This window comes from Williamsia sp. Y844 (assembly GCF_056786475.1).
The window spans coordinates 796,060-817,349 of the sequence record NZ_JBXCJB010000004.1; the positions used below are offsets into that span (position 1 = coordinate 796,060).

Genomic DNA, 21,290 nt, shown 5'->3' on the forward strand with positions numbered 1-21,290 from the left:
ACTCAGGCGTCGCGACGGTCGGTGACATAGATCGCGGCACCGAAGACCACCGCGGCAAACACGATGTAGTAAACGAGCGAACCGTATTCATTCCAGTGGAAATCGACGCTCGACCCGTTGCCGCCGCCATAGAGGAAGTGGTCGCCGTTGACGAACGGCAGGAACGGCCCAATCCAGTCTTGTACCTTCGGGATCGACGCGAGCACGTTCTCCAGCACCAGCATCCATACCAGCAGGATGACGATCGCACCGGCTGTCTGCCGGATCATCGCACCCAGGCCCAGTGCGATCAGCGCCGAGAAGAACGCATAGACCGGTACTCCCCAGTACATCCGTACCGCATCGGATCCGAGCAGATCGAAGTCACTGCCGGACAACGATTTACCCAGCACGATCGCCAACACAGCGAGCACAAACGTGATGCCGGCGGCCAGACCCCCGTAGACAACAGCTTTGGCGAACAACACGTTGTGCCGATTCGGGATGGCCTGAAAAGTGGTTCGGATCGTGCCGAAGCGATATTCACTCGTCACCGCCAATACGGCCATGATCATCAGGACGACAACACCGAAACCGCTCACCCCGAACAGAAAGTCTGAGGCGTCAAGACTGTCGATGCTGGTCCCTCCGTCGTCGACCAGGCCGAACAGTATGGCCATGCCGAGGCCCAGCACGATCACGATGCCGACACACCAGTACGGCGACTTGGTGGTGAGTAGTTTGATGCGTTCAGCTGCAATTGAATGTGTCAGCATCAGTTGCCCCCTCCGTACTGGTTCACGTTCTGCTGATTCCACGTCTGCTGCGGTGGCTGATTCGACTGCCACCCCGGTGGCGGTTGCTGTGCACTGGTCGCCATCGATTCGTTGCCGTGGTACTCGACGGCACCGGCCGTCATCGACATGAACACTTCCTCGAGCGACGCAGTTGTACTGGAGAGTTCATGCAGGCCGATCCCGCTGGCTGCAGCGACGTCACCGATCTGATCGGTGGTGACGTTCTCCAGGTTCAGTGCCGGCCCCGAGCCTTCATCGGCGACCGGCACGGACCGCAGTCCGGCTGCCGCCAAGGCCGATTGGAGTTCGGCGAGCCGAGGGCTCCGCACACGTACGGTGACCATCGCCCCACCGGTGAAATCCTTCACCGATGAGTCGGCGATCAACTGTCCGCGGCCGATGACGATCAGATGCTCTGCCGTCAGCGCCATCTCGGTGAGCAGATGACTGGAGACCAACACAGTACGACCCTGGTCAGCCAAGGCGCGCATGAACTTTCGAATCCAGACGATGCCCTCCGGATCGAGTCCGTTCACCGGTTCGTCGAAGAGCAGGACCCCGGGATCGCCGAGCAGTGCGGCGGCAAGGCCCAGACGCTGCGACATACCCAGCGAGAAGCCGCCTGCCTTCTTGCCCGCCACCTCGGTCAGGCCGACATCGGCGAGGACCTGGTCGACGCGGTGAAGAGGTATGCCGTTCGCTGCCGCCATCCACCGCAAGTGGTTGCGAGCCGATCGGTTCGGATGCACCCACTTTGCGTCGAGAAGGGCCCCGACCTGCGTCAACGGATTCTTCAGGTCGCGGTACAGCTTCCCGTTGATGGTTGCCGTTCCGGCGGTGGGCCGGTCCAGACCGAGAATCATGCGCATCGTCGTCGACTTACCTGCACCGTTCGGTCCGAGGAATCCGGTCACCAGACCGGGCTTCACATCGAAGGTGAGGTTACTGACCACCTGATTCTGGCCGTAGACCTTTGTCAATCCCTGAACACTGATCATGGCTCACAGTCTGCCATCGAGCTGTCGTCAACCGCATCATCCTTCAGTCTGACAAATCAGACGTGGGATCAGGTGTGATCAGCGATCGATCTGAGGCGACGACGCCTGCGCCCAGAACCTCTTCGGAATACGCCCCGCACCATGCGCGAGCCGGCCGGCGACGACCGCGGCCTGCATCGCCGCGGCCATGCGCGGCGGGTCTGCCGCACGGGTGACCGCCGAGGCCAGCAGCACTCCGGAACATCCCAGCTCCATCGCCAAGGCCGCATCACTGGCGGTCCCGATACCCGCGTCGAGGATCACCGGCACCCGCGCCGACGCCACGATCATCTCGATGTTGTGCCGGTTGATGATCCCGAGTCCGGTGCCGATCGGCGACCCCAACGGCATGACGGCCGCGGCGCCCGCGTCTTCGAGCCGCCGGGCCAGGATCGGATCGTCGTTGCTGTACGGCAACACCACGAATCCGTCGTCGACCAGCGCAGTGGTCGCCGCGACCAGTTCCGGTCCGTCTGGCAACAGGGTGCGGTCATCGCCGACGACCTCGACTTTCACCCAATTGGTCCCGAGGGCCTCGCGGGCGAGCTGAGCGGTCAGCACCGCTTCGGCGGCCGACCGACAGCCGGCCGTATTGGGCAGGACATCGATGTTCAAGCGGCGCAACAGGTCCAGCACACCGGTCCGGCCCGCGGAGTCGACACGCCGCATCGCCACGGTCGTCAGTTCGGTTCCCGAGGCGATCAGGGCCTCTTCGAGCACAGCCAGATTCGCTGCGCCACCGGTGCCGGTGATCAGCCGCGAGTGCAGTGTGCGATCACCGATGATCAGCGGATCATCCACCTTGCACCGCCGTCAGGATCTCGACGCTGCTGCAGGATCCGAGTGCGGTGTGCCAGGTGGACTTCGGACGCACCACCCCGTCGATCGCGATGGCCACGCCGGTGCGCGGCAGATCGAGGTGTTCGAGCAGTTCGACCACGGTCATCCCTTCCGGAAGCGCGGTGGCAACGCCGTTGACGACCACGTCGGTTGTCATGAGAATCTCCCTGGATCGATGGCCGGTTCGTCAATAGTGTTGCCCGCGAGCATGTCCGCCACCAGATCGGCGGTGATAGCGCTCATCAGGATGCCGTTGCGGCCGTGTCCGGTGGCCACACAGACGCGTTCGTCGATTCTGCCGATGATCGGGAGTCCGTCCGGCGTCAGCGGACGCAGCCCGGCATCGGCGGAGAACAGGCGATATTCGCGCAACGACGGCATCAGCTCGATGGCGTCCGCCAGCAGATCGGCCACACCGCCGACCACCGGTTGCAGATCCGCATCGCCGTCGTACTGGGTGGCACCCACGACCACCCCGTCGGATCGGGGCACAACGTAGACGGCACGACCGTTGATCAGCCCTCGGACAACGTGTTTGGGGGGTGAAAGCGCCCCCTGCGCCCAGCCGAGCCGGAGCACCTCCCCCTTCGATGGGTACACCGGCAACCCAGGCAGGAGTTTCGCCGATCCCACGCCCGCGGTCAGCAACAGCTGATCGTCCGGTGGGCCGCCCAGGTCGGTGACCTCGTCACGAACGAAGTGCACCCCGAGGGTGGACGCACTCGCGGTGAGCACCGACAACAACCGGCGGTTGTCCACGGCCATCTCACCACTGGCCAGAAAACCACTGCGCACCCGCGTCGACACCGCCGGTTCGAGCTCACGAATCTCGTTACCGGTCAACGGCTGCACCCGATGACCACGTTGCCCGAGCCAGTCGGCGGCCATCGCGAGTTCGCCGACGTCGGCGCTGTCCACTCCGGCCATCACGCTGGAGCGCGCCGCAACCACACGGGGATCTCCGAGGCTGTCCAAGAACGCAGGCCATCGGGCCATCGCACGTTCGGCAAAGGTGAGATAGGTGTCTTCACCGACGCGACTCTCGCCGGCAATGCCGAGCATTCCGGCCGCAACCGCCGATGCCGCATCACCCCGGCCGGGGTCATAAATGGTTACTTGCCAGCCACTTTCGGCAGCCCGAAGCGCGCAAGACAGCCCGATGACGCCGCCACCGACAATTCCGAGGGTCTTCATCCCACGTCCTTCCTTCGCCGGCATTATCCGGATCAGGTGTAACGGTTTCGCGGACGGTTCGTGTCCTGCGGTCTCAGCCCGAGCGATTCCCTCGAGCACCCGTGTGTGTACTGCCGAACAGAGTACGCCGGTACATTCGGGGACTGTGACTGCCCACAACCAATCGGCCCCTGCCCGTGCTCGTTTGAGTGCTGCCCGGCTCTATCTCTGCACCGACGCCCGCCGCGAGCGCGGTGACCTCGCCCGGTTCGCCGACCGCGCACTCGCCGGCGGTGTCGACATCATCCAGCTCCGCGACAAGGGTTCACCCGGCGAGCGCGAGTTCGGACCACTCGAAGCCGCCCATGAGCTGGATCTCCTCGCCGAGCTGGCCGAGGTCACCGCCCGCCACGGCGCATTGCTCTCGGTCAACGACCGCGCCGACATCGCTGCACTCTCGGGCGCCGACATCCTGCACCTCGGCCAGGACGACCTCCCGGTGGCAGCGGCCCGCCGAATCGTCGGCGACGACGTCATCATCGGACGCAGCACCCACTCGAGCGTCGAGGCACGCAGCGCCGCAACAGAACCCGGGGTCGACTATTTCTGCACCGGTCCCTGCTGGCCGACACCCACCAAACCCGGTCGCAGTGCACCGGGGCTCGACCTCGTCCGTGACACCGCGGCCCACGCCCCGGCCCGTCCCTGGTTCGCAATCGGAGGCATCGACGAGCAGCGACTGCCCGAGGTCATCGCCGCAGGCGCGCAGCGCATCGTGGTCGTCCGGGCGATCACGGCCGCGCCCGACCCGGAGGCCGCTGCCCGTCGTTTGAAGGACAATCTGCTTGCATCCATCAAAATCTGAGAGCTATGGTGGGGAGATCATGATGAAGCAGCTTCTCGTAGTTCACCGCCGTAGCGGGGTCTGATTCGACCGGCCCCCCGCTGCGGGCCGTTGCGCTATCCGCTGGTCATCCTCTTTCCCGGAAGACCCGCTCTCATGAACACTCTGATCTCCACTGATTCACAACATCAGCATCGCGACCACTTCACTGCCCGGTTCGGACGCCCGCTGCCATCGGCCCTTTGTGCCGAAGCCGCAGGTATGAGCTGGTCCGCCTTCACCAATACCTACGCCCCCACCTCGGGTCCGCTCCGCCTTGGCAACTGGACTGCCGACCGCGGCGCCGATGACCTGCTGTTCTGTCAGGCGACCATCGCCGACGGCGACTCGATCTCTGCGCTGGCCGCCACCGCATCCGGACCGATCGGCGCACTCACCGACATGCTGTATCAGCTCGGCGCCAGACTCGAGATCGCCGACCTCCACCAGTACGACCACGCGGGGGGTGTCACCACACTCCTGCGCTGCGAACGTGACGGTCGACGGACCTGGTCGATGGGGTCGGGCACCAACGGTGAGGACTCGGCGCTGGCCGCACTGATCGCGGCGGCGAACCGGCTCAGCTGACGGTGCCGGTATCGGCCGCGCCGACGATCGAGCCGAGTTGGATCCTCAGATCGGGCCAGCTCGCCCCGAACGCCGGGTGCAGCGGCAATTCGTTCACCTGGTCAGAGCTGACCCAGCGCAGTTCCACCGACTCACCGTTGGCCGTGGTGACCAGCGGATTCGCAACCTCGGCGATCACGGTGGTGTAGGTCCAGCCGCTGGGGGCTCGATGTGTCACCAACTCGGTGTGCACGGTCAGTACCGCATCGGCGATCCCGGCCTCTTCATCGGCCTCACGCACCGCGGTGTCCACCGCGCTCTCGTGGGAGTCGCGGGCGCCGCCCGGCAGTGCCCACGTCCCGCCCTGATGGCTCCAGACCGCGCGATGCTGTAACAGAATCAGCGCTTCACTCGCTTCACTAAGTGTGAAGAGTAATAGTCCGGCGGCACCGTGACGGCCCCAGTAACGCGATCCATCCGCGTCGAAAACCCATCCGTCGCCGTCGCCTCGCACCAGAACCTCCTCGCCAGCCCGCGTTTGTTGGTAGTCACGCTACTTGCAACCAGCGAGTGACACGGGGTCGCACTGCAACAAGTCCATGATCAATCGAAGTAATGTCGCAGTCAGTTCGAAAATAACTCCGATCAGGACACGACCTGTTCGACCCGGCGAGCTCCAGGAAGAAGGGACCGCGTGACCGGCGGCAACGCAACATCTTTGCGTACCCGGTTCATGCGTGCGGATAAGCCCTACTCCGACCGACCGGCTCCGCTGACCCGGCGCGAACTGATGAATCTCACGCGCGAGCGGTCGCCGCACCCCATCACCAACATGCGCGAACTCGCCAAGACCAGCCCCGGCAAACTGATGATCATCATGGCGGTCCTGATCATTTCCTGCGTCACGGTCGGCTGGTATGCCTCAGACACCCTCGACCAGCGCACCAGCACACTCGAAGTGATGATCGACGAGACCGAACCGCTGGCCGAGGCGTCGCAGGTGCTCTACAGCTCACTGTCGATCGCCGACGCCGCCGCCAACACCGCGTTCATCTCCGGCGGTCTGGAACCGGCCGCGCTTCGGGCCAGCTACAACGACGCGGTGGCGACCGCCGCGAACGCCATGATCGAGTCCGTCAGCGGTACCGCCATGGACAATGCCCAGGTCCGGCAGGACCTGACCACCCTGTCGACACAGCTCCCCGTCTACACGGGCCTCATCGAGTCGGCCCGGATCAACAATCGCCTTGGCAATCCGGTCGGATCGGCATACCTGGGCGAGGCGTCGAACATGATGCAGGAGACCATCCTGCCCGCAGCCGAACGTCTGTACACCGAACGCTTCGAGGCCATCGGCAACGCGCGGACCAACTTCACCAGCCCACCGTGGGGTGTCTACTTCGCCCTCGCTCTCGTCCTGGCCGCGCTGATCGCCACCCATCTCTACATCGCACGTCGCAGCCGACGACGTTTCAACATCGGACTGCTCGTGGCCATCGGATGCCTGGTGATCGGATTGATGTGGTTGCTGATCGGCGGACTGTTGTCGGTGAAGGCAACCAGCGATGCCGAAAAACTCGGTGCGGCTCCCCTCGGTGAACTCACCTCGGCCCGGATCCTCACCCAGCAGGCCCGATCGGACGAAACCCTCTCGCTTGTCCGACGCGGCGATCAGCAAGACATCGAGGCGAGCTGGACCGAGGCCTCCAACCAGATCGACGTGGTACTCAACGAATATCTCGATGACGAAAGCAAGGACGTCGCAGAGGACTCCGTCACCGACGCCCTCGATGCCCTCGCACTGTGGCGCGACGCCCACGCAGCGATGCTCGAACGCACCAACGCCGGCGACTTCAACGGCGCCACCGCCATCGCCGTCGGGGACAACCCGGACGGTTCGGCGGCCGCATACACCGCGCTGGACGACGCACTGGTCGACGGCATCACCCGCACCCGGGAAACCTTCCGCGACGACATCAACACCGCCCGGGTTGTGATCGGATACGCCGGACTGGGAATCCTGCTGCTGGGGATCGCCGCAGGCGTCGCGTCAGCGGTCGGCATCGCACCACGGATTCGGGAGTATCGATGACCACGCGACGCACTTTCCGGCCGGCTGCGGCCGCCGCCGTCATCGCGGTGAGCGCAAGCCTCCTCGCGGGGTGCGTGCACGCCGCGGCACCGCCGAATGATCCGCCCTCGGCCACCGCGGTCTGGCCCAGCCCGGCCGGTGTCAGTACCGATGTTCCGGTGGAAGCGCCACCGGCCACCGAATCCTGCGACTCCACCGCAAGCCTGGCTCCCGGACCGCTTCCGACGCCCGGACAGATGCCGGCGGGCAGCAGCATGGAGGCCATCTACAAACGCGGCTGGCTCAAGGTCGGCCTCGACATCGGCTCGAACCTGATCTCGTTCCGCGATCCGGTCAGCGGGACCATCGAGGGATTCGATGTCGACATCGCCAAGGAGATCGCGCGCGGCATCTTCGGGGATCCCGAACGAATCGAGTTCCGGATCCTCAACTCCGACGACCGGATCAGCGCGCTCAAAGACGGATCGGTCGACATCGTCGTCAAGACCATGAGCATCACCTGTGACCGGCTCGAAGAGATCGCCTTCTCCACGGTGTACTACGAAGCATCTCAGCGCATACTGACCATGCGGAGCTCCGGCATCAACGGTGTTGCCGACCTGGCAGGCAAAAGGGTCTGTGCCGCACGCGGGACCACCTCGATCGCCCGCATCCAGCAACGGGTTCCCGATGCCATCGTCGACACCGTGTCCTCCTGGGCGGACTGCCTGGTGATGTTGCAGCAAGGTCAGGTGGATGCGGTCTCGACCGATGACGCGATCCTCGCCGGGATGGCGGCCCAGGATCCATACGTCCACGTGGTCGGCCAGAGCCTCGGCGAAGAACCGTACGGGATCGGCATCAACAAGAACGACGAGGACATGGTGCGGTTCACCAACGGGATCCTCGAGCAGATCCGCAACGACGGCACCTGGTTCGAGATCTACAACAAGTGGCTCTCGATCCTGGGTCCGAAATACTATCCACCGCAACCCGAGTACCGGGATTAGGACGCGAATCCGTTGACTGATCATCCTTCCTCCGACAAGACCCCTGAGGTCGGCACGCAAGCTGCCACCCTCAGGGATCTCGAGGTGGGTACGGAGCCGTCCGGTGTCCGTCACGCCGAAGTCCCGACGCAGGCCGTAGGGACTGACACGGACTTCACCGAGCCGACCTTGCGCGCACCGGTCGGCAGCACGAGCCAGCCGAACCTCCTGGTACCCACCAGCCGGAGTTCTCGTAGTCGCCGGCGGATGGGCGGCGGCCTGGTGGATGTGCCGCGGATCCACGACATCGAACCGTTTGACGCCGTGATGGACGACGCCGTCATCCCCGAGGCAAATCGGTTGTGCTGGAAGTGCGGTCGGCCGGTTGGCAGGTCGTCGGGTGAGGGCCGTGGTCCGCTCACCGGCACCTGCAACAACTGCGGGGCCCGCTACTCGTTTGTCCCGGGGCTGAGCAAGGGGACGATGGTCGCAGATCAGTACGAGATCGTCGGTGCCATTGCCTATGGCGGCCTCGGCTGGATCTACCTGGCCATCGACCACAACGTCTCCGATCGGCCGGTCGTCCTCAAGGGACTGCTGAACTCGAAAGACTCTCAGGCACAGGCCGTTGCGCTGGCAGAGCGCCAGTTCCTGGCATCGGTCTCACACCCCGGAATCGTCAAGATCTACAACTTCGTCGAGCATCCCGATGTCGGCGACAACACCTTCGGCTACATCGTGATGGAGTACATCGGCGGTAGCACGCTCAAGGACATCACGTCCGCCGAGGACGAATCCGGTTCGCACCGAAAGCAACTGCCACCGGAACAGGCGATCGCGTACCTGCTCGAGGTCCTGCCCGCCGTCACATATCTGCATTCGGTCGGCCTGGTGTACAACGACATCAAACCCGAGAACATCATGATCGGCAGCGAAGACGTCAAGCTGATCGACCTCGGTGCCGTCTCCCGGATCAACGGTTACGGTCACCTCTACGGCACCCCCGGATTCCAGGCACCCGAGATCGTCAAGACCGGGCCGCAGGTCGCATCCGACATCTACAGCCTCGGACGCACGCTGGCGGTGCTCACCGTCGACATGCCGATGGAGAAGGGCCGCTACCTCGACGGTCTTCCCGACCCCGCGGATGTGGCGCTGTTCCAAGAGAATCCGTCATTCTATCGACTGTTGCAGCGCGCCACGAACCCCGATCCCACCCAGCGATTCGCCTCCGCGGACGAGATGGCCGGCCAGCTCCTCAACGTGTTGCGTGAGACCGTGGCAGCCCACACCGGCATACCCCGGCCCGGGTTGTCGACGGTCTTCAGTCCCCAGCGGACAACCTTCGGCACCGAGATGATGCTCGCACCGGTGGACGGCATCCTCGAACCGGTCCGCACCAGAAGGAGTCTGGACACGATCGACATCGTCGCAGCCCTTCCGGTCCCACTGGTCGACCAGTCGGATCCGGCTGCCGGGCTGCTCAATTCGACGGTGTTGTCGGAGCCGACCCAGACACTCGACTCGATCCGCAGCGCGCGCGAAGGCGGCCTGTCGTCGGTCATCGGCACCGACCCGTCCGATGATCATCCATCCCGAGAGATCGACCTGATCGAGGCCCGCGCGTACCTCGAGCTCGGCGAAGCGCAAACCGCCCTCAATCTCCTGCACGACGCGACCGAACACCACGGAAAGTCTTGGCGCACGGACTGGTTCATCGGGCTGGGGACCTTGTTGACCGGCGACGTACCGACCGCGCACGAACGCTTCAACGACGTCCTTTCCGCGATGCCCGGTGAGGCTGCGCCCAAGCTCGCCGTCGCCGCCACCGCCGAACTGATGGGCAACCACGACGTTGCGCTGCACCACTACCGCACGCTGTGGCAGACCGACCGCGCCATCATCACCGCCGCGTTCGGCCTCGCGCGGATGCGGTTTGCGAAGGGCGACATCCCCGGTGCCGTCAAGGCGCTCGACGATGTGCCACCCACCAGCCGCCACTACAACGCCGCCAACTGCACCTCGGTCCTCACCCTGGTCCACGGCCGCGACCCCGCCGAGGTCTCCGAAGACCAATTACGCGAGGCTGCACGGCGACTCGAGTCGATGTCGGATGCCGAGCCCCGCAAGCAACGACTGGTGATCCTGGTCCTGGGTATCGCACTCGGCTGGATCCATCGCCGCCCCGACCAGTCCCCCACCGACGCGTCCGCGCGGGGTGACATCCTCGGCTATCCGTTCAACGACCACGGGCTGCGGGTCGGCTGCGAACAGTCATTGCGCCGACTCGCCCGCAGCACGGTCAACCGCACCCAACGCTTCCGCCTCGTCGACCTTGCCAACTTCGTTCGGCCGCATACCTTGTTCTGAGCGCGCTGATCAGCCCACGAACACCCGGAACGGCCGCAGCACCAACTGGCCGGTCTCTTTGAGCCTCATCTGGATGTCGATCCGGATCTCCTCGTCCGACACGGCACCGACCACGCCTGATACCGAGAGTTCCGCCGGGACGTCGTCCAGCACCACAACGGGTTTGACGAACCTGGTCTCGTACCGGAGGAATCGATGTGGTTGGTCTTCGAGCCACCACATCACATGCCCGACCCCGATCCCGACCGTCAACATTCCGTGTGCCACCGGACCGTCCAAACCGACTGCGACTGCAACCTTTTCGTCAACGTGGATTGGGTTGTTGTCCTTCGAGGCCCGCGCGTAGGCACGTATTCTCTGCTGGTCGATCGTCTCGGACACGTTGAACAACTCGGTCCCGACCGTGAGATCGCTCATTCGGCTGCCTCGGTCTCGCAGATCAATGCCGAGTTGACCCGTACGATCTCGTGCCCGTCCGGGCCGGTGACCATGGAGACGATCTCGAACTGCGTGATCGCCGCCCTCGCCCGCACGTTCGTCACCGTCACGCTCGTGTTCACCACGTCACCCGCCCTCAAAGGTCTTGTGTAGATCGTCGTTTCGGCCGTGTGGACCACACCCATGAACGGCACGTCACCGATGGTCAGGAACATCTTGATCGCGGGACCCAAGACCACATTGACAAAGCTCGGCGGCGCTTCGCCGGAGGTGGCCTGCGGTCCACCGATCACCGCCACCACCTCGTCGATCTCCGCCTGCGTCACCTCGTATGGTGACTCCGGCGAGACCTGCGTGCCTTCAACGATCATGAGAGTGCCTCCACTGCTTGCCGCGCTATGGCGAGTTCTTCGTTGGTCGGCACCACGAGCACGGTGACCGGGGAATCGTCGGTTGAAATGATCCTCGGCTCACGACTTCTGGCCGCATTGCGTTCGGCATCGAGCACGATGCCAAAGTTTTCGAGCCCGGCCATGGCGTCCGCACGAACATTGACAGAGTTCTCCCCAACGCCCGCAGTGAACACGATGGTGTCGGTTCGGCCCAATGTCACCATGTAGGCGCCGATGTACTTGCGCAACCGGTGAATATAGACGTTGTAGGCAAGTGTCGCGTCCGGGTCGCCCTCCTCGACTGATCGGGTGATCACACGGAAGTCGTTCTCCCCACACAAACCCTTCAACCCCGACCGACGATTGAGCACCGCGTCGATGTCAGCGACATCCAGACCCGCCGCGCGTTTGAGGTACATCACCACGCCCGGGTCGATGTCACCGCTTCGCGTCCCCATCACCAGACCTTCGAGCGGGGTCAATCCCATCGACGTCTCGACCGGCTTGCCGCCCGCGATGGCAGACGCAGATGCACCGTTACCCAGATGCAGCACAATCTGATTGATACTTTCCAATTCGACGTCCAAGAACTCGGCGGTCCGCGACGATACGTACGCGTGTGATGTGCCGTGGAATCCGTACCTGCGGATGTTGTGTTCGAGCGCCAACTTCCGGTCGATCGCATAGGTGGCGACGTGCTCGGGAAGTCCGTGGAAGAACGCCGTGTCGAACACGACCACGGAGGGCACCTCGGGCAGCAACTTCCGGATGGCTTCGATTCCCAGAAGATTTACCGGGTTGTGCAGCGGGGCCATGTCTTCGAGTCCCTTGATGGCCTCGATCAGATCCTCGTCCACCACGGTCGGCCGATACAGGTCCGGCCCACCATGAACCACCCGGTGGCCAACCGCGGCGATGCCCTCGGATTCCAGGTCATGCCCGGAGGACTTGAACAGTGCGAACGCCTTGGACAGCCCGTCTTGGTGGTCGATGACTTCACCGACGTATTCGTTGCGGACATCCCCACGGACAAGCAGCACCCGTCCCTGCGACTCCCCGATGCGTTCCACCACACCATGTGCCACCACGAAACCCGAATCCGGCTGCACCAGCTGATACTTCAGCGAAGAGGAACCGGCATTGAGTACCAGGACGGTATCGGGCTCACTCACCGGCGATCCCCTGTGCCTGGATCGCGGTGATCGCAACCGTGTTGACGATGTCTGACACCAAGGCACCTCGCGACAAATCGTTGATCGGCTTACGCAGCCCTTGCAAGACCGGACCGACAGCCACGGCATTGGCGCTGCGCTGCACGGCCTTATATGTGTTGTTACCCGTGTTGAGATCGGGGAACACCAGCACGGTGGCCCGGCCCGCGACCTCGGAACCGGGCATCTTCGCACTCGCAACCGCGAGGTCAACCGCGGCGTCGTATTGAATCGGCCCTTCCATCAACAGTTCCGGCGCCCGCTGCCGGGCCAGGCGGGCGGCCTCGCGCACCTTTTCCACATCGGCGCCACTGCCGGATTCGCCTGTGGAATACGACAACAGCGCCACCCGTGGTTCGATCCCGAACTGGGCCGCTGTCGCCGCTGACGAGATCGCGATGTCGGCCAACTGTTCGGCGGTCGGGTCCGGGATCACCGCGCAATCACCGTATGCCAGAACATGATCGGCGAGACACATGAAGAACACACTCGATACCGTCGAAATACCCGGAGCCGTCTTGATGATCTCGAACGCAGGCCGGATCGTGTGGGCGGTGGTGTGCACCGCACCGGATACCATGCCGTCGGCGTAGCCGAGATGCACCATCAGGGTGCCGAAATACGACACGTCCTTGACAATGGTGCGGGCCCGCTGCGTGTCCATCCCCTTGTGTTTGCGCAGCTCGGTATAGACCGCACTGAACTCGTCGAGCAGGTCGGATGTGGTCGGATCGATCACCACCACGTCGGACAGGTCGACCCCGAGCTCCGCCGCCCGATCACGCACCGCCCGTTCGTCGCCCAGGATCGTCAGATCTGCCACCTGCCTGCGCAGCAGGCGCCCGGCAGCGCGCAGGATCCGGTCGTCGCCACCTTCGGGCAGGACGATCCGTTTGCGGAACTTGCGGGCACGCGAAATCAGCTGGTACTCGAACATCTGCGGAGTGACGACCTCTGGAATCGGTAGCTGGAGCTTCTCCAGCATCGCGACCGCGTCCACGTGCGCTTCCATGAGGTTCAAGGCTATGTCGATCTTTCGGGCCGAATCGACTTTCATCCGGGCGCGGGCATTTACTGCAGCCCTTGCTGTTTCGTATGTTCCCTGTTCGCAGCAGAAAATAGGTAGCGCGGAGTTGAGGCCTTCGACCAGAGCGGCGATCTTGGGGTGGGGCTTGAGACCGCCGTTCAGGATGATGCCGGAGAGCTTCGGGAAACCATCGGCCGAATTGGCGGCCACCAGGGCGAGCAGCACGTCGGACCGGTCAGCAGGCGTGATCACGGCCATCCCTTCCGTCAGACGTTCGAGGATGTGCTCGACGGTCATCCCGCCGACCATCACCTGCACTGCCTCCCGGCCGAGCAATTCCGGATCGCCACTGTACATTTCGCCGTCGAGTTCAGACATCAACTCCGCAACTGTCGGAGCGACCAGCAGCGGGTCCTCCGGCAATGCCCAGCAGGGCAGCCCGGTGGCCAGCTCGAGTGCGGCCTTCACCTCCCCCAACCGATTCGGCTCGCAGCGGTTGGCGATCAGCGCGACGGCCTGCGCGTGATTGGCCGACAACTCCGCCAGGCACAGCTCGGCCAGGGACACCACCTCATCCTCGGTGCGGGAAGCCGCCTTGAGCGCCAACAGCATCGGAGTCTGCAGGTTCGCTGCGATGCGCGCGTTGAAGCTCAGTTCCGATGGGCTCGCGACATCGGTGTAGTCGGACCCGACGACCAGGACCGAATCGCAACGCTCCGCCACCGCATGGAACCTGTTGACGATCTCGCTGAGGGCGGCATCAGGATCGGCGTGGACCTCCTCATAGGTCACGCCGATACAGTCTTCGTAGCTCAGATCGCTGGAATCGTGCTCGATCAGCAGTTCCAGGATGTAATCGCGCCGACCGGAGTTCGTCCGGGAAATGGGACGGAACACCCCGACCCGCCCACCGGAGGCCGCCAGCAGATGCAAGACCCCAAGCGCCACTGTCGACTTGCCCGTGTCGCCTTCAGGCGATGCCAGATAGATGCTGTTCGACGTTGAAGCGCCCATGCGACCAGCCTAGACCCGGCCGCCGCGCGTCACTCGACCGCGCGGACCGTGGAGCGCACCACCATCTCTGCGATGTCCTCATCTGACATCGCACTTCCGGGAATCAGCATGTAGGAGTAAACAACCCGGACCATGAACTCCGTGGCCCGGCGCGCGTCGGGGATGAGCGCGGCCTCCAATTCGGGTTCGGCGGTGAAATTTCCGACACTGTTCGCCACGATGATGTCGACGATGGTGGTGGCCGCGTCACGATCAGGCCCACGGGCGACGATCGTGGCAATGATTTCTTCGGGCTCGTTGCGCAGAATGTATTGCAGCGCTTCGTGTTCCCTGATATACGCGAGGACGTTGACCACCATCGTCGACACCTTGGCGGCCGGCTCGGTCTCCGAGGCGATCCAGCCCGCGATCAGATCACCCAGGCTTTTGACCTCGCGTTCGACGATCGCCTGCACCAACTCGTCGCGGCCACCGAACATCCGGTATGCGGTCGCCCGGCCGACGCCGGCGTGCCGTGCCACAGACGTCAGGCTCAACGCCCTTGCGCCGAAACGCTCCACGACGGCGATGGCGACGTCGACCATCCGATCTCGTTCCATACCCCTGAGATTAGGAGGTGACCACAGGTTCTGGCGATTGCGCACCGGCTCGACCGCGACGGCGACTGATTGCCACACCCGCCAGTGCCATCGCGCCACCGACCAATCCGAGCAGCGTCGGGACCTCGCCGAGGAAGATCCAGGACAGGACGATCGCGATCGCCGGTACCGCCAGCGTGGTGGCCGCCATCTTCCCCGCATCCGTCCGCGAAAGCGCATAGGCCCAGGTGAGGAAGGCGATGGCGGTGGGTCCCACACCCAGGAAGACAACTCCCGCGATCGCTCCGGCCGAGGCCTGCGACAACTCGGAGACGGCCTGCGGAGCAAATGGGATGGTGGCGAGGAGTCCGGCAACGCAGCCGACCCAGGTCGCGGTGATGGCATCGACTGTTCGCAGCGCCACCTTCTGCATGAGCACACCGATCGCGTAGAGCACAGCGGTGATCAGGCCCAGGATGATCCCGAGCTTGTCGTTGTTACTGCCACCGGACCCGCCGAGTGCGATGAGGAGCACCCCGGAAAATGCCACCAGGATGCCGATCACCAGTTGCCGCGGAAAGCCCTCGCCCAAGAACAGACCGGCGAACACCGCCACCAGGATCGGTGCGAAGTTCACCAGCAACGCCGCGGTCCCGGCGTCGAGGTGCTGCTCGGCCCAATTGAGCAACACCGTGTAACCCGCGAACCACACCAGCCCGTAGCCGACGACCAGCACCAATCCCTTGCCCCGGGGAAGCGGGCGGCGGTAGCGCAGCGCGATGATCACCAGGACAACCGAGCCGACACCCAGCCTTGCCACCGTCATCGGTCCCGGGGACAACGTCTCCCCGACAAACCGGATGACCACAAACGCCGATGCCCAGAGCAGGACGGTCACCGCGGCCGCCACCACGGCCAGGTTGTTCGCCAGCGCGGCTTTCACGAGTTGCCTGCTTTCATGACTTCCACCTTCACCCACACAACCCATAAGCACAAGTAATTTTTCCTTGGTGTCACTTCAGTGCAGCTGTACATTGGGAGGATGTTGGATGTCCATCGCCTGCGAATCTTCCGTGCCGTGGTGGCTGCCGGCTCGATCAACGAAGCGGCCACCGCACTCGGGTACACCCCGTCCGCGATCAGTCAGCACCTGACGGCGCTGCAGAAAGAGACCGGCCTGACCCTGATGGAGAAGGACGGCCGCGGCATCAAACCCACTGCGGTCGGGCTGACGGTCGCCGACGAGGCCGCAAAGGTTCTCGAGCGCCTTGCCGAACTCGAATCCCTGGTCGCCGATCTGCGCTCGGGCCGGGTTGGCAGCCTGTCCGTGAGCTACTTCTCTTCGGCAGGCGCCGCCTGGATACCCCCGATCATCGCGACCCTCACCCGCGAGTACCCCAATCTGCGCGTCGAACTGCGGCTGATCGAGTTGGCGCACGACAGCTCGGGTGATCCGGACGTCGAGATCTACGTCGACGGCGCCGCGTCCACGTCGCTGCGCGGCTACGACGTCCAACAACTACTCGCCGAGCCCTACGTGGTGGTGCTGCGTGACGATCACCCACTCGCCCGACGCGAACACGTCGACCTCGGCGCCTTGCGCGACGAGCGGTGGGTCGACAACGACGTCTCCCGCGGGCCGTGCAGGCAAGCGATCCTCGATGCCTGCTCGGTGGTGGGCTTCAGTCCCGGTTTTCACATCGAGACCCACGACTATCCGACCGCGATCAGCTTTGTCGCGGCCGGTGTCGGTGTCACGGTCCTGCCATCGCTGGGTGCCGGCATATTGCCACCGGGTGTGGTCAGTCGACCGCTGATCAACCCGACTCCGATGCGCACCATTTCGGTGCGCACCCGTCAGGCGGTGCGCGGCAACCCGGCCGTGCAACGGATCATCGAGCTCCTGCGCGAGCGCGTCGCTCTTCCTGAGGCGGCCTGACCCACGGCACACCCGGATGTGATGAGGTGTCTCATGGCCGACAACCAAATAACCCAGGCAGTGGACAAAGCCACCGACAGCAACCTGTTCGAACGGGCCGCGCGCGGCGGCCACATCGTCAGCGGGATCCTGCATCTGCTGATCGCCTACATCATCCTCCGGCTGGCCTTCGGGTCCGGCGGTAGTGCCGACCAATCGGGCGCTCTCGCCCAATTCTCGGGCAAACCCGGCGGCACCCTGGTGCTGTGGATCGCCGTCGTGGCATTCGTCGCGATGGCGCTGTGGCGCATCGCGGAAACAATCGTAGGTCCGCACGCCACCGAACCCGGAAGCGGCGACTCGGGTGTCTCCGGGCTCTTCGACCGCGCGAAGTCGGCCAGTGTGGCCGTCGTCTATTTCGGGTTCGCCATCTCTGCGGTGCAGTTTGCCCGCGGTAGCGGCCAATCGAGCGGCAAGCAGAACGCGGGCCTGTCGGCGCGGTTGATGGAGAACACGGCAGGCAAGACACTGCTCGTCGTGGTCGGACTGGTCATCATCGCGGTCGGCGGATATCACGTCTACAAGGGCGTGACCAAGAACTTCCTCGACGACCTCAAGGTCACCGACAACAAGCTGGTCACCCCACTCGGGGTCGTCGGTTACACCGCGAAAGGTCTGGTCCTGGTGGGTGCCGGCATCCTCGTGATCGTCGCGTCGATCAAGTCGGATCCGTCCAAGGCCACCGGCATCGACGGCGCGGTCAAGACCCTCGGCGAGGCGCCGTTCGGCCAGTTCTTGATGGTCGTAGCGGCATTCGGGATCGCCGCGTACGGGCTCTACAGCTTTGCGATGGCACGCTACTCCCGCATGTGAACCCCGATGATGTGGCCTTTTGGCGGCGCCCACCTGGGGTTTTGTTCGCCAGAAGGCCACATCATCGGAGGGCCGGGGGGTTGGGGGTCAGCCCAGCTTGCGTAGGCGGGGTTCGAGATCCTTCTGGAAGTTGGTGAGGAATCGGGCCTGGTCGTGTCCGGGAGCGTGGAACACCAGGTGGTTGAGGCCCGCGTCGGTGTACGCCTTGACCTTCTCGACGGCTTCGTCGGGATCGGAGGCGACGATCCAGCGCTTGGCAACCTGCTCGATCGGCAGTTCGTCGGCGAGGCGCTCCATCTCGGTCGACGAGTTCACGCTGTGCTTCTGTTCCGGTGTCAACGACAGCGGCGCCCAGAAGCGGCAGTTTTCCAAAGCCAGCGCGGGATCGGGGTCGTAGGAGATCTTGATCTCGATCATCCGGTCGATGTCCTCGAAGTTGCGCTCGGCTTTCTCGGCACCTTCCTTGACCGACGGGATCAGCTTCTCGGTGTAGAGCTCCATGCCCTTGCCCGAGGTGCAGATGAAGCCGTCGCCGCTGCGACCGGCATAACGGGCCACCACCGGACCACCCGCGGCGATGTACACCGGGACCGGCTGCTCGGGAATGTCGTACATGTACGCGCCCTGCGTCTTGTAGAACTCGCCGTCGAAGTTGACCTCTTCGCCGGTCCACAACTCGCGCATCAACTTGACCGCCTCACGCAACCGCGCGAACCGTTCCTTGAACTCGGGCCACTCGCCCTGAAATCCGGTGGCGTATTCGTTGAGCGCTTCACCGGTGCCGACACCGAGCATGATGCGGCCGGGGTACATGCACGCCATCGAGGCAAACGCCTGCGCGATCACCGCCGGGTTGTACCGGAACGTCGGTGTCATCACCGAGGTACCGATCTGCACCCGTTTGGTCCGCTCGCCCACCGCAGCCATCCAGGCCAGCGAGAACGGGGCGTGGCCTCCGTTATGACGCCACGGCTGAAAATGATCCGACACCGCGACAGAATCCATGCCGTGCTCTTCCGCGGCCACCGCGATCTCGACCAACTCGCGAGGATTGAACTGCTCCGCCGAAGCCTTGTACCCGAGTCGCAAAACCACCGTGTCTCCCTTGATCACTATGTGCACCGTTGATTCCAGTTGACCACAACCCGCCGGCCGAAGCATTCATCGGCCGATCAGCACCGCACTTCACCAGCGGTTTGACTTCAAGTGAACTTGAACTTCTACAGTTGGTGTCATGAGTATGGAGTCAGTTGCCTGGAACACGATGTACCGGTCGGCGAACGGGCCCGACCTCGATAGAGAGAGGCAACGGGGGAACCGCGGCGTCACGGTGCGCCGGATCATGGAGTTTGCCTCGCCACATCGCGGCAAGTTGACCGTCTTCATGATCCTCAGTGTGGTGGTCGCGATCCTGACCGTCCTGACGCCGGTCCTGGCCGGCCAGGTGGTGAACCACATCGTCGACGGCGGCATGGCCTCGACCGTGGTGTGGCTGTCGGTCCTGATCGCGCTGATCGCGCTCGCCGAGGCCGCGGCCGGACTCGTGGTGAGCTGGCTGTCGTCCACCATCGGTGAGGGTCTGATCTACGACCTGCGCCGGGCCGTATTCGACCACGTTCAGAAGATGCCGGTCGCGTTCTTCACCCGAACCCGCACCGGCGCCCTGGTGAGCCGCCTCAACAACGACGTCATCGGCGCGCAGCGGGCGTTCTCCGACACCCTCTCCGGGGTGGTGTCCAACATCGTCACGCTGACGCTCACCGTCGCGGTGATGATGTCGATCAGCTGGCAGATCACCCTGCTGACATTGGTCCTGTTGCCACTGTTCGTCGTTCCGGCCCGGCGCATGGGCAAGCGGATGCAGGCACTGTCCCGGGAGGCCGCCGAGTACAACTCCCTGATGTCCACCCAGATGACCGAGCGGTTCTCGGCTCCGGGCGCCACCCTGGTGAAGTTGTTCGGGCGCCCCGATCATGAATCTGACGAGTTCTCCACCCGCGCAGACAAGGTGCGGGCCATCGGCGTACGCCGCTCACTGGCCCAGAGCATCTTCGTCACCTCGCTGACACTGGTCTCGGCCCTGGCGCTGGCCCTGGTCTACGGTCTGGGCGGCTACCTCGCGGTCAACGGTCATCTCGACGCCGGCGCCGTGGTTTCGTTGGCCTTGCTGCTGACCCGGATGTACGCGCCGCTGACCGCACTCGCCAATGCCCGGGTCGAGATCATGAGCGCCGTCGTCAGCTTCGAGCGCGTCTTCGAGGTCCTCGACCTGCCGCCGCTGATCACCGACAAGGACGACGCGGTGACCGCACCTTCGGGCCCACAATCGCTGACCTTCAACAACGTGCGGTTCGCGTACCCATCGGCCGACAAGGTCTCGTTGGCTTCACTCGAAGAAGTCGCGATCCTCGATACCCGCGGCGGTGACCAGGTCATCCACGATGTGTCGTTCACCGTGCCACCGGGCAAGATGGTGGCCCTCGTCGGCAGCTCCGGCGCAGGCAAATCGACGATCGCCCAGTTGGCCACCCGCCTGTACGACGTCGACGGAGGTTCGATCCGGCTGGGCGACACAGATATTCGCGATATCGAGAGCGGATCGCTGCACCGCTCGATCGGACTGGTGACCCAGGACGGGCACCTGTTCCATGAAACTGTCCGCCAGAATCTGCTGTTCGCCAGCCCCGACGCCTCCGAGCAGGACATCTGGGACGCGTTGCGTCGCTCTCGACTCGACGGCCTGGTGGCAAGTCTGGCCGACGGTCTCGACACCGTTGTCGGAGAACGGGGATACCGCCTCTCCGGCGGCGAGCGTCAGCGCCTGACCATCGCGCGACTGCTCCTGGCACAACCGTCCGTGGTGATCCTCGACGAGGCGACCGCCCACCTCGACTCCACATCGGAAGCCGCTGTGCAGGAAGCGCTGGGCGAAGCACTCGCCGACCGGACATCAGTGGTGATCGCTCACCGCCTCTCGACCATCCGGGCGGCCGACGAGATACTCGTCCTGGAAGAGGGCCGCGTGGTCGAACGCGGCACACACCTCGATCTGCTTGCGCGTGGCGGGCGTTACTCCGAGCTGTATCGAACCCAGTTCTCGGACAACAACTCCGCGCCGGCCAAGTGAAACGGC

Annotated in this window: 21 protein-coding genes and 1 riboswitch; of the genes, 8 read left to right on the top strand and 13 right to left on the bottom strand. The window is 64.2% G+C overall.

The window, feature by feature from the left end; genetic code table 11:
- Positions 1 to 2: 2 nt before the first annotated feature.
- From AC1TQG_RS24910 to thiO, 5 genes are all read right to left on the bottom strand, one after another.
- The gene (locus AC1TQG_RS24910) at positions 3 to 755 is read right to left on the bottom strand and encodes an ABC transporter permease (RefSeq protein WP_482141249.1); all 753 of its coding nucleotides are present in this window, start codon (positions 753 to 755) and stop codon (positions 3 to 5) included.
- The gene (locus AC1TQG_RS24915; RefSeq protein WP_482141251.1) at positions 755 to 1,774 is read right to left on the bottom strand and encodes an ABC transporter ATP-binding protein; all 1,020 of its coding nucleotides are present in this window, start codon (positions 1,772 to 1,774) and stop codon (positions 755 to 757) included. Before AC1TQG_RS24915 ends, AC1TQG_RS24910 begins: the two co-directional genes overlap by 1 nt.
- A 78-nt stretch (positions 1,775 to 1,852) precedes the next feature.
- Positions 1,853 to 2,614 carry a thiazole synthase gene (gene thiG / locus AC1TQG_RS24920; RefSeq protein WP_482141253.1) on the bottom strand — a complete coding sequence of 254 codons (762 nt, stop codon included), beginning with the start codon at positions 2,612 to 2,614 and terminating at the stop codon, positions 1,853 to 1,855.
- A complete protein-coding gene (gene thiS, locus AC1TQG_RS24925) occupies positions 2,607 to 2,810 on the bottom strand; it encodes a sulfur carrier protein ThiS (protein WP_482141255.1) in 204 nt (67 codons plus the stop codon). Before thiS ends, thiG begins: the two co-directional genes overlap by 8 nt.
- Entirely contained in the window at positions 2,807 to 3,847 is a 1,041-nt protein-coding gene (thiO, locus tag AC1TQG_RS24930) for a glycine oxidase ThiO (protein WP_482141257.1), read from the bottom strand. Before thiO ends, thiS begins: the two co-directional genes overlap by 4 nt.
- Positions 3,838 to 3,960, bottom strand: a riboswitch (TPP riboswitch). (Overlaps the previous gene by 10 nt.)
- Before the next feature lie 32 nt (positions 3,961 to 3,992).
- Here thiO and thiE point away from each other — a divergent pair.
- On the top strand, positions 3,993 to 4,691 hold the full coding sequence (thiE, locus tag AC1TQG_RS24935; protein ID WP_482141259.1) for a thiamine phosphate synthase: 699 nt from the start codon (positions 3,993 to 3,995) through the stop codon (positions 4,689 to 4,691).
- A gap of 135 nt (positions 4,692 to 4,826) precedes the next feature.
- The gene (locus AC1TQG_RS24940; RefSeq protein WP_482141260.1) at positions 4,827 to 5,297 is read left to right on the top strand and encodes a 2-isopropylmalate synthase; all 471 of its coding nucleotides are present in this window, start codon (positions 4,827 to 4,829) and stop codon (positions 5,295 to 5,297) included.
- Here AC1TQG_RS24940 and AC1TQG_RS24945 read toward each other — a convergent pair.
- Positions 5,290 to 5,790, bottom strand: coding sequence for an NUDIX hydrolase (locus AC1TQG_RS24945; RefSeq protein ID WP_482141262.1), 501 nt, complete (start codon positions 5,788 to 5,790; stop codon positions 5,290 to 5,292). The two genes, AC1TQG_RS24940 and AC1TQG_RS24945, sit on opposite strands and share 8 nt — an antisense overlap.
- Positions 5,791 to 6,009: 219 nt before the next feature.
- Between AC1TQG_RS24945 and AC1TQG_RS24950 the strand changes: the two genes are divergently transcribed.
- Genes AC1TQG_RS24950 through AC1TQG_RS24960 form a run of 3 tightly spaced genes read left to right on the top strand, consistent with a single transcriptional unit; the run spans position 6,010 to position 10,706 of the window.
- On the top strand, positions 6,010 to 7,368 hold the full coding sequence (locus AC1TQG_RS24950) for an MCP four helix bundle domain-containing protein (RefSeq protein WP_482141483.1): 1,359 nt from the start codon (positions 6,010 to 6,012) through the stop codon (positions 7,366 to 7,368).
- The gene (locus tag AC1TQG_RS24955; protein WP_482141264.1) at positions 7,365 to 8,357 is read left to right on the top strand and encodes a glutamate ABC transporter substrate-binding protein; all 993 of its coding nucleotides are present in this window, start codon (positions 7,365 to 7,367) and stop codon (positions 8,355 to 8,357) included. The genes AC1TQG_RS24950 and AC1TQG_RS24955 overlap by 4 nt, the downstream gene beginning before the upstream one ends.
- Before the next feature lie 12 nt (positions 8,358 to 8,369).
- Positions 8,370 to 10,706, top strand: coding sequence for a serine/threonine-protein kinase (locus tag AC1TQG_RS24960; protein ID WP_482141266.1), 2,337 nt, complete (start codon positions 8,370 to 8,372; stop codon positions 10,704 to 10,706).
- A gap of 9 nt (positions 10,707 to 10,715) precedes the next feature.
- Here AC1TQG_RS24960 and AC1TQG_RS24965 read toward each other — a convergent pair whose 3' ends face one another.
- The 6 genes from AC1TQG_RS24965 to AC1TQG_RS24990 are packed head-to-tail and all read right to left on the bottom strand — an operon-like array spanning position 10,716 to position 16,354.
- Positions 10,716 to 11,123, bottom strand: coding sequence for a MaoC/PaaZ C-terminal domain-containing protein (locus AC1TQG_RS24965; RefSeq protein WP_482141268.1), 408 nt, complete (start codon positions 11,121 to 11,123; stop codon positions 10,716 to 10,718).
- Entirely contained in the window at positions 11,120 to 11,515 is a 396-nt protein-coding gene (locus tag AC1TQG_RS24970) for an FAS1-like dehydratase domain-containing protein (RefSeq protein ID WP_482141270.1), read from the bottom strand. Before AC1TQG_RS24970 ends, AC1TQG_RS24965 begins: the two co-directional genes overlap by 4 nt.
- Entirely contained in the window at positions 11,512 to 12,708 is a 1,197-nt protein-coding gene (locus tag AC1TQG_RS24975) for an acetate kinase (protein WP_482141272.1), read from the bottom strand. The genes AC1TQG_RS24970 and AC1TQG_RS24975 overlap by 4 nt, the downstream gene beginning before the upstream one ends.
- Entirely contained in the window at positions 12,701 to 14,788 is a 2,088-nt protein-coding gene (gene pta / locus AC1TQG_RS24980) for a phosphate acetyltransferase (RefSeq protein ID WP_482141274.1), read from the bottom strand. Before pta ends, AC1TQG_RS24975 begins: the two co-directional genes overlap by 8 nt.
- Before the next feature lie 29 nt (positions 14,789 to 14,817).
- The gene (locus AC1TQG_RS24985; RefSeq protein ID WP_482141276.1) at positions 14,818 to 15,387 is read right to left on the bottom strand and encodes a TetR/AcrR family transcriptional regulator; all 570 of its coding nucleotides are present in this window, start codon (positions 15,385 to 15,387) and stop codon (positions 14,818 to 14,820) included.
- A 10-nt stretch (positions 15,388 to 15,397) separates the two neighbouring features.
- Positions 15,398 to 16,354: a DMT family transporter gene (locus AC1TQG_RS24990; protein WP_482141485.1), complete on the bottom strand. Its 957-nt coding sequence runs from the start codon at positions 16,352 to 16,354 to the stop codon at positions 15,398 to 15,400.
- 54 nt (positions 16,355 to 16,408) lie between these two features.
- Between AC1TQG_RS24990 and AC1TQG_RS24995 the strand changes: the two genes are divergently transcribed.
- Complete coding sequence (locus AC1TQG_RS24995) at positions 16,409 to 17,305, top strand: LysR family transcriptional regulator (RefSeq protein WP_482141278.1); 897 nt, start codon at positions 16,409 to 16,411, stop codon at positions 17,303 to 17,305.
- Between the two features lie 33 nt (positions 17,306 to 17,338).
- Complete coding sequence (locus tag AC1TQG_RS25000) at positions 17,339 to 18,157, top strand: DUF1206 domain-containing protein (RefSeq protein WP_482141280.1); 819 nt, start codon at positions 17,339 to 17,341, stop codon at positions 18,155 to 18,157.
- Between the two features lie 87 nt (positions 18,158 to 18,244).
- Here the strand turns inward: AC1TQG_RS25000 and fgd are convergent, their stop codons facing one another.
- On the bottom strand, positions 18,245 to 19,252 hold the full coding sequence (gene fgd, locus AC1TQG_RS25005; protein WP_482141282.1) for a glucose-6-phosphate dehydrogenase (coenzyme-F420): 1,008 nt from the start codon (positions 19,250 to 19,252) through the stop codon (positions 18,245 to 18,247).
- A gap of 139 nt (positions 19,253 to 19,391) precedes the next feature.
- Between fgd and AC1TQG_RS25010 the strand changes: the two genes are divergently transcribed.
- On the top strand, positions 19,392 to 21,284 hold the full coding sequence (locus AC1TQG_RS25010; RefSeq protein ID WP_482141284.1) for an ABC transporter ATP-binding protein: 1,893 nt from the start codon (positions 19,392 to 19,394) through the stop codon (positions 21,282 to 21,284).
- The last annotated feature ends 6 nt before the right edge of the window (positions 21,285 to 21,290 follow it).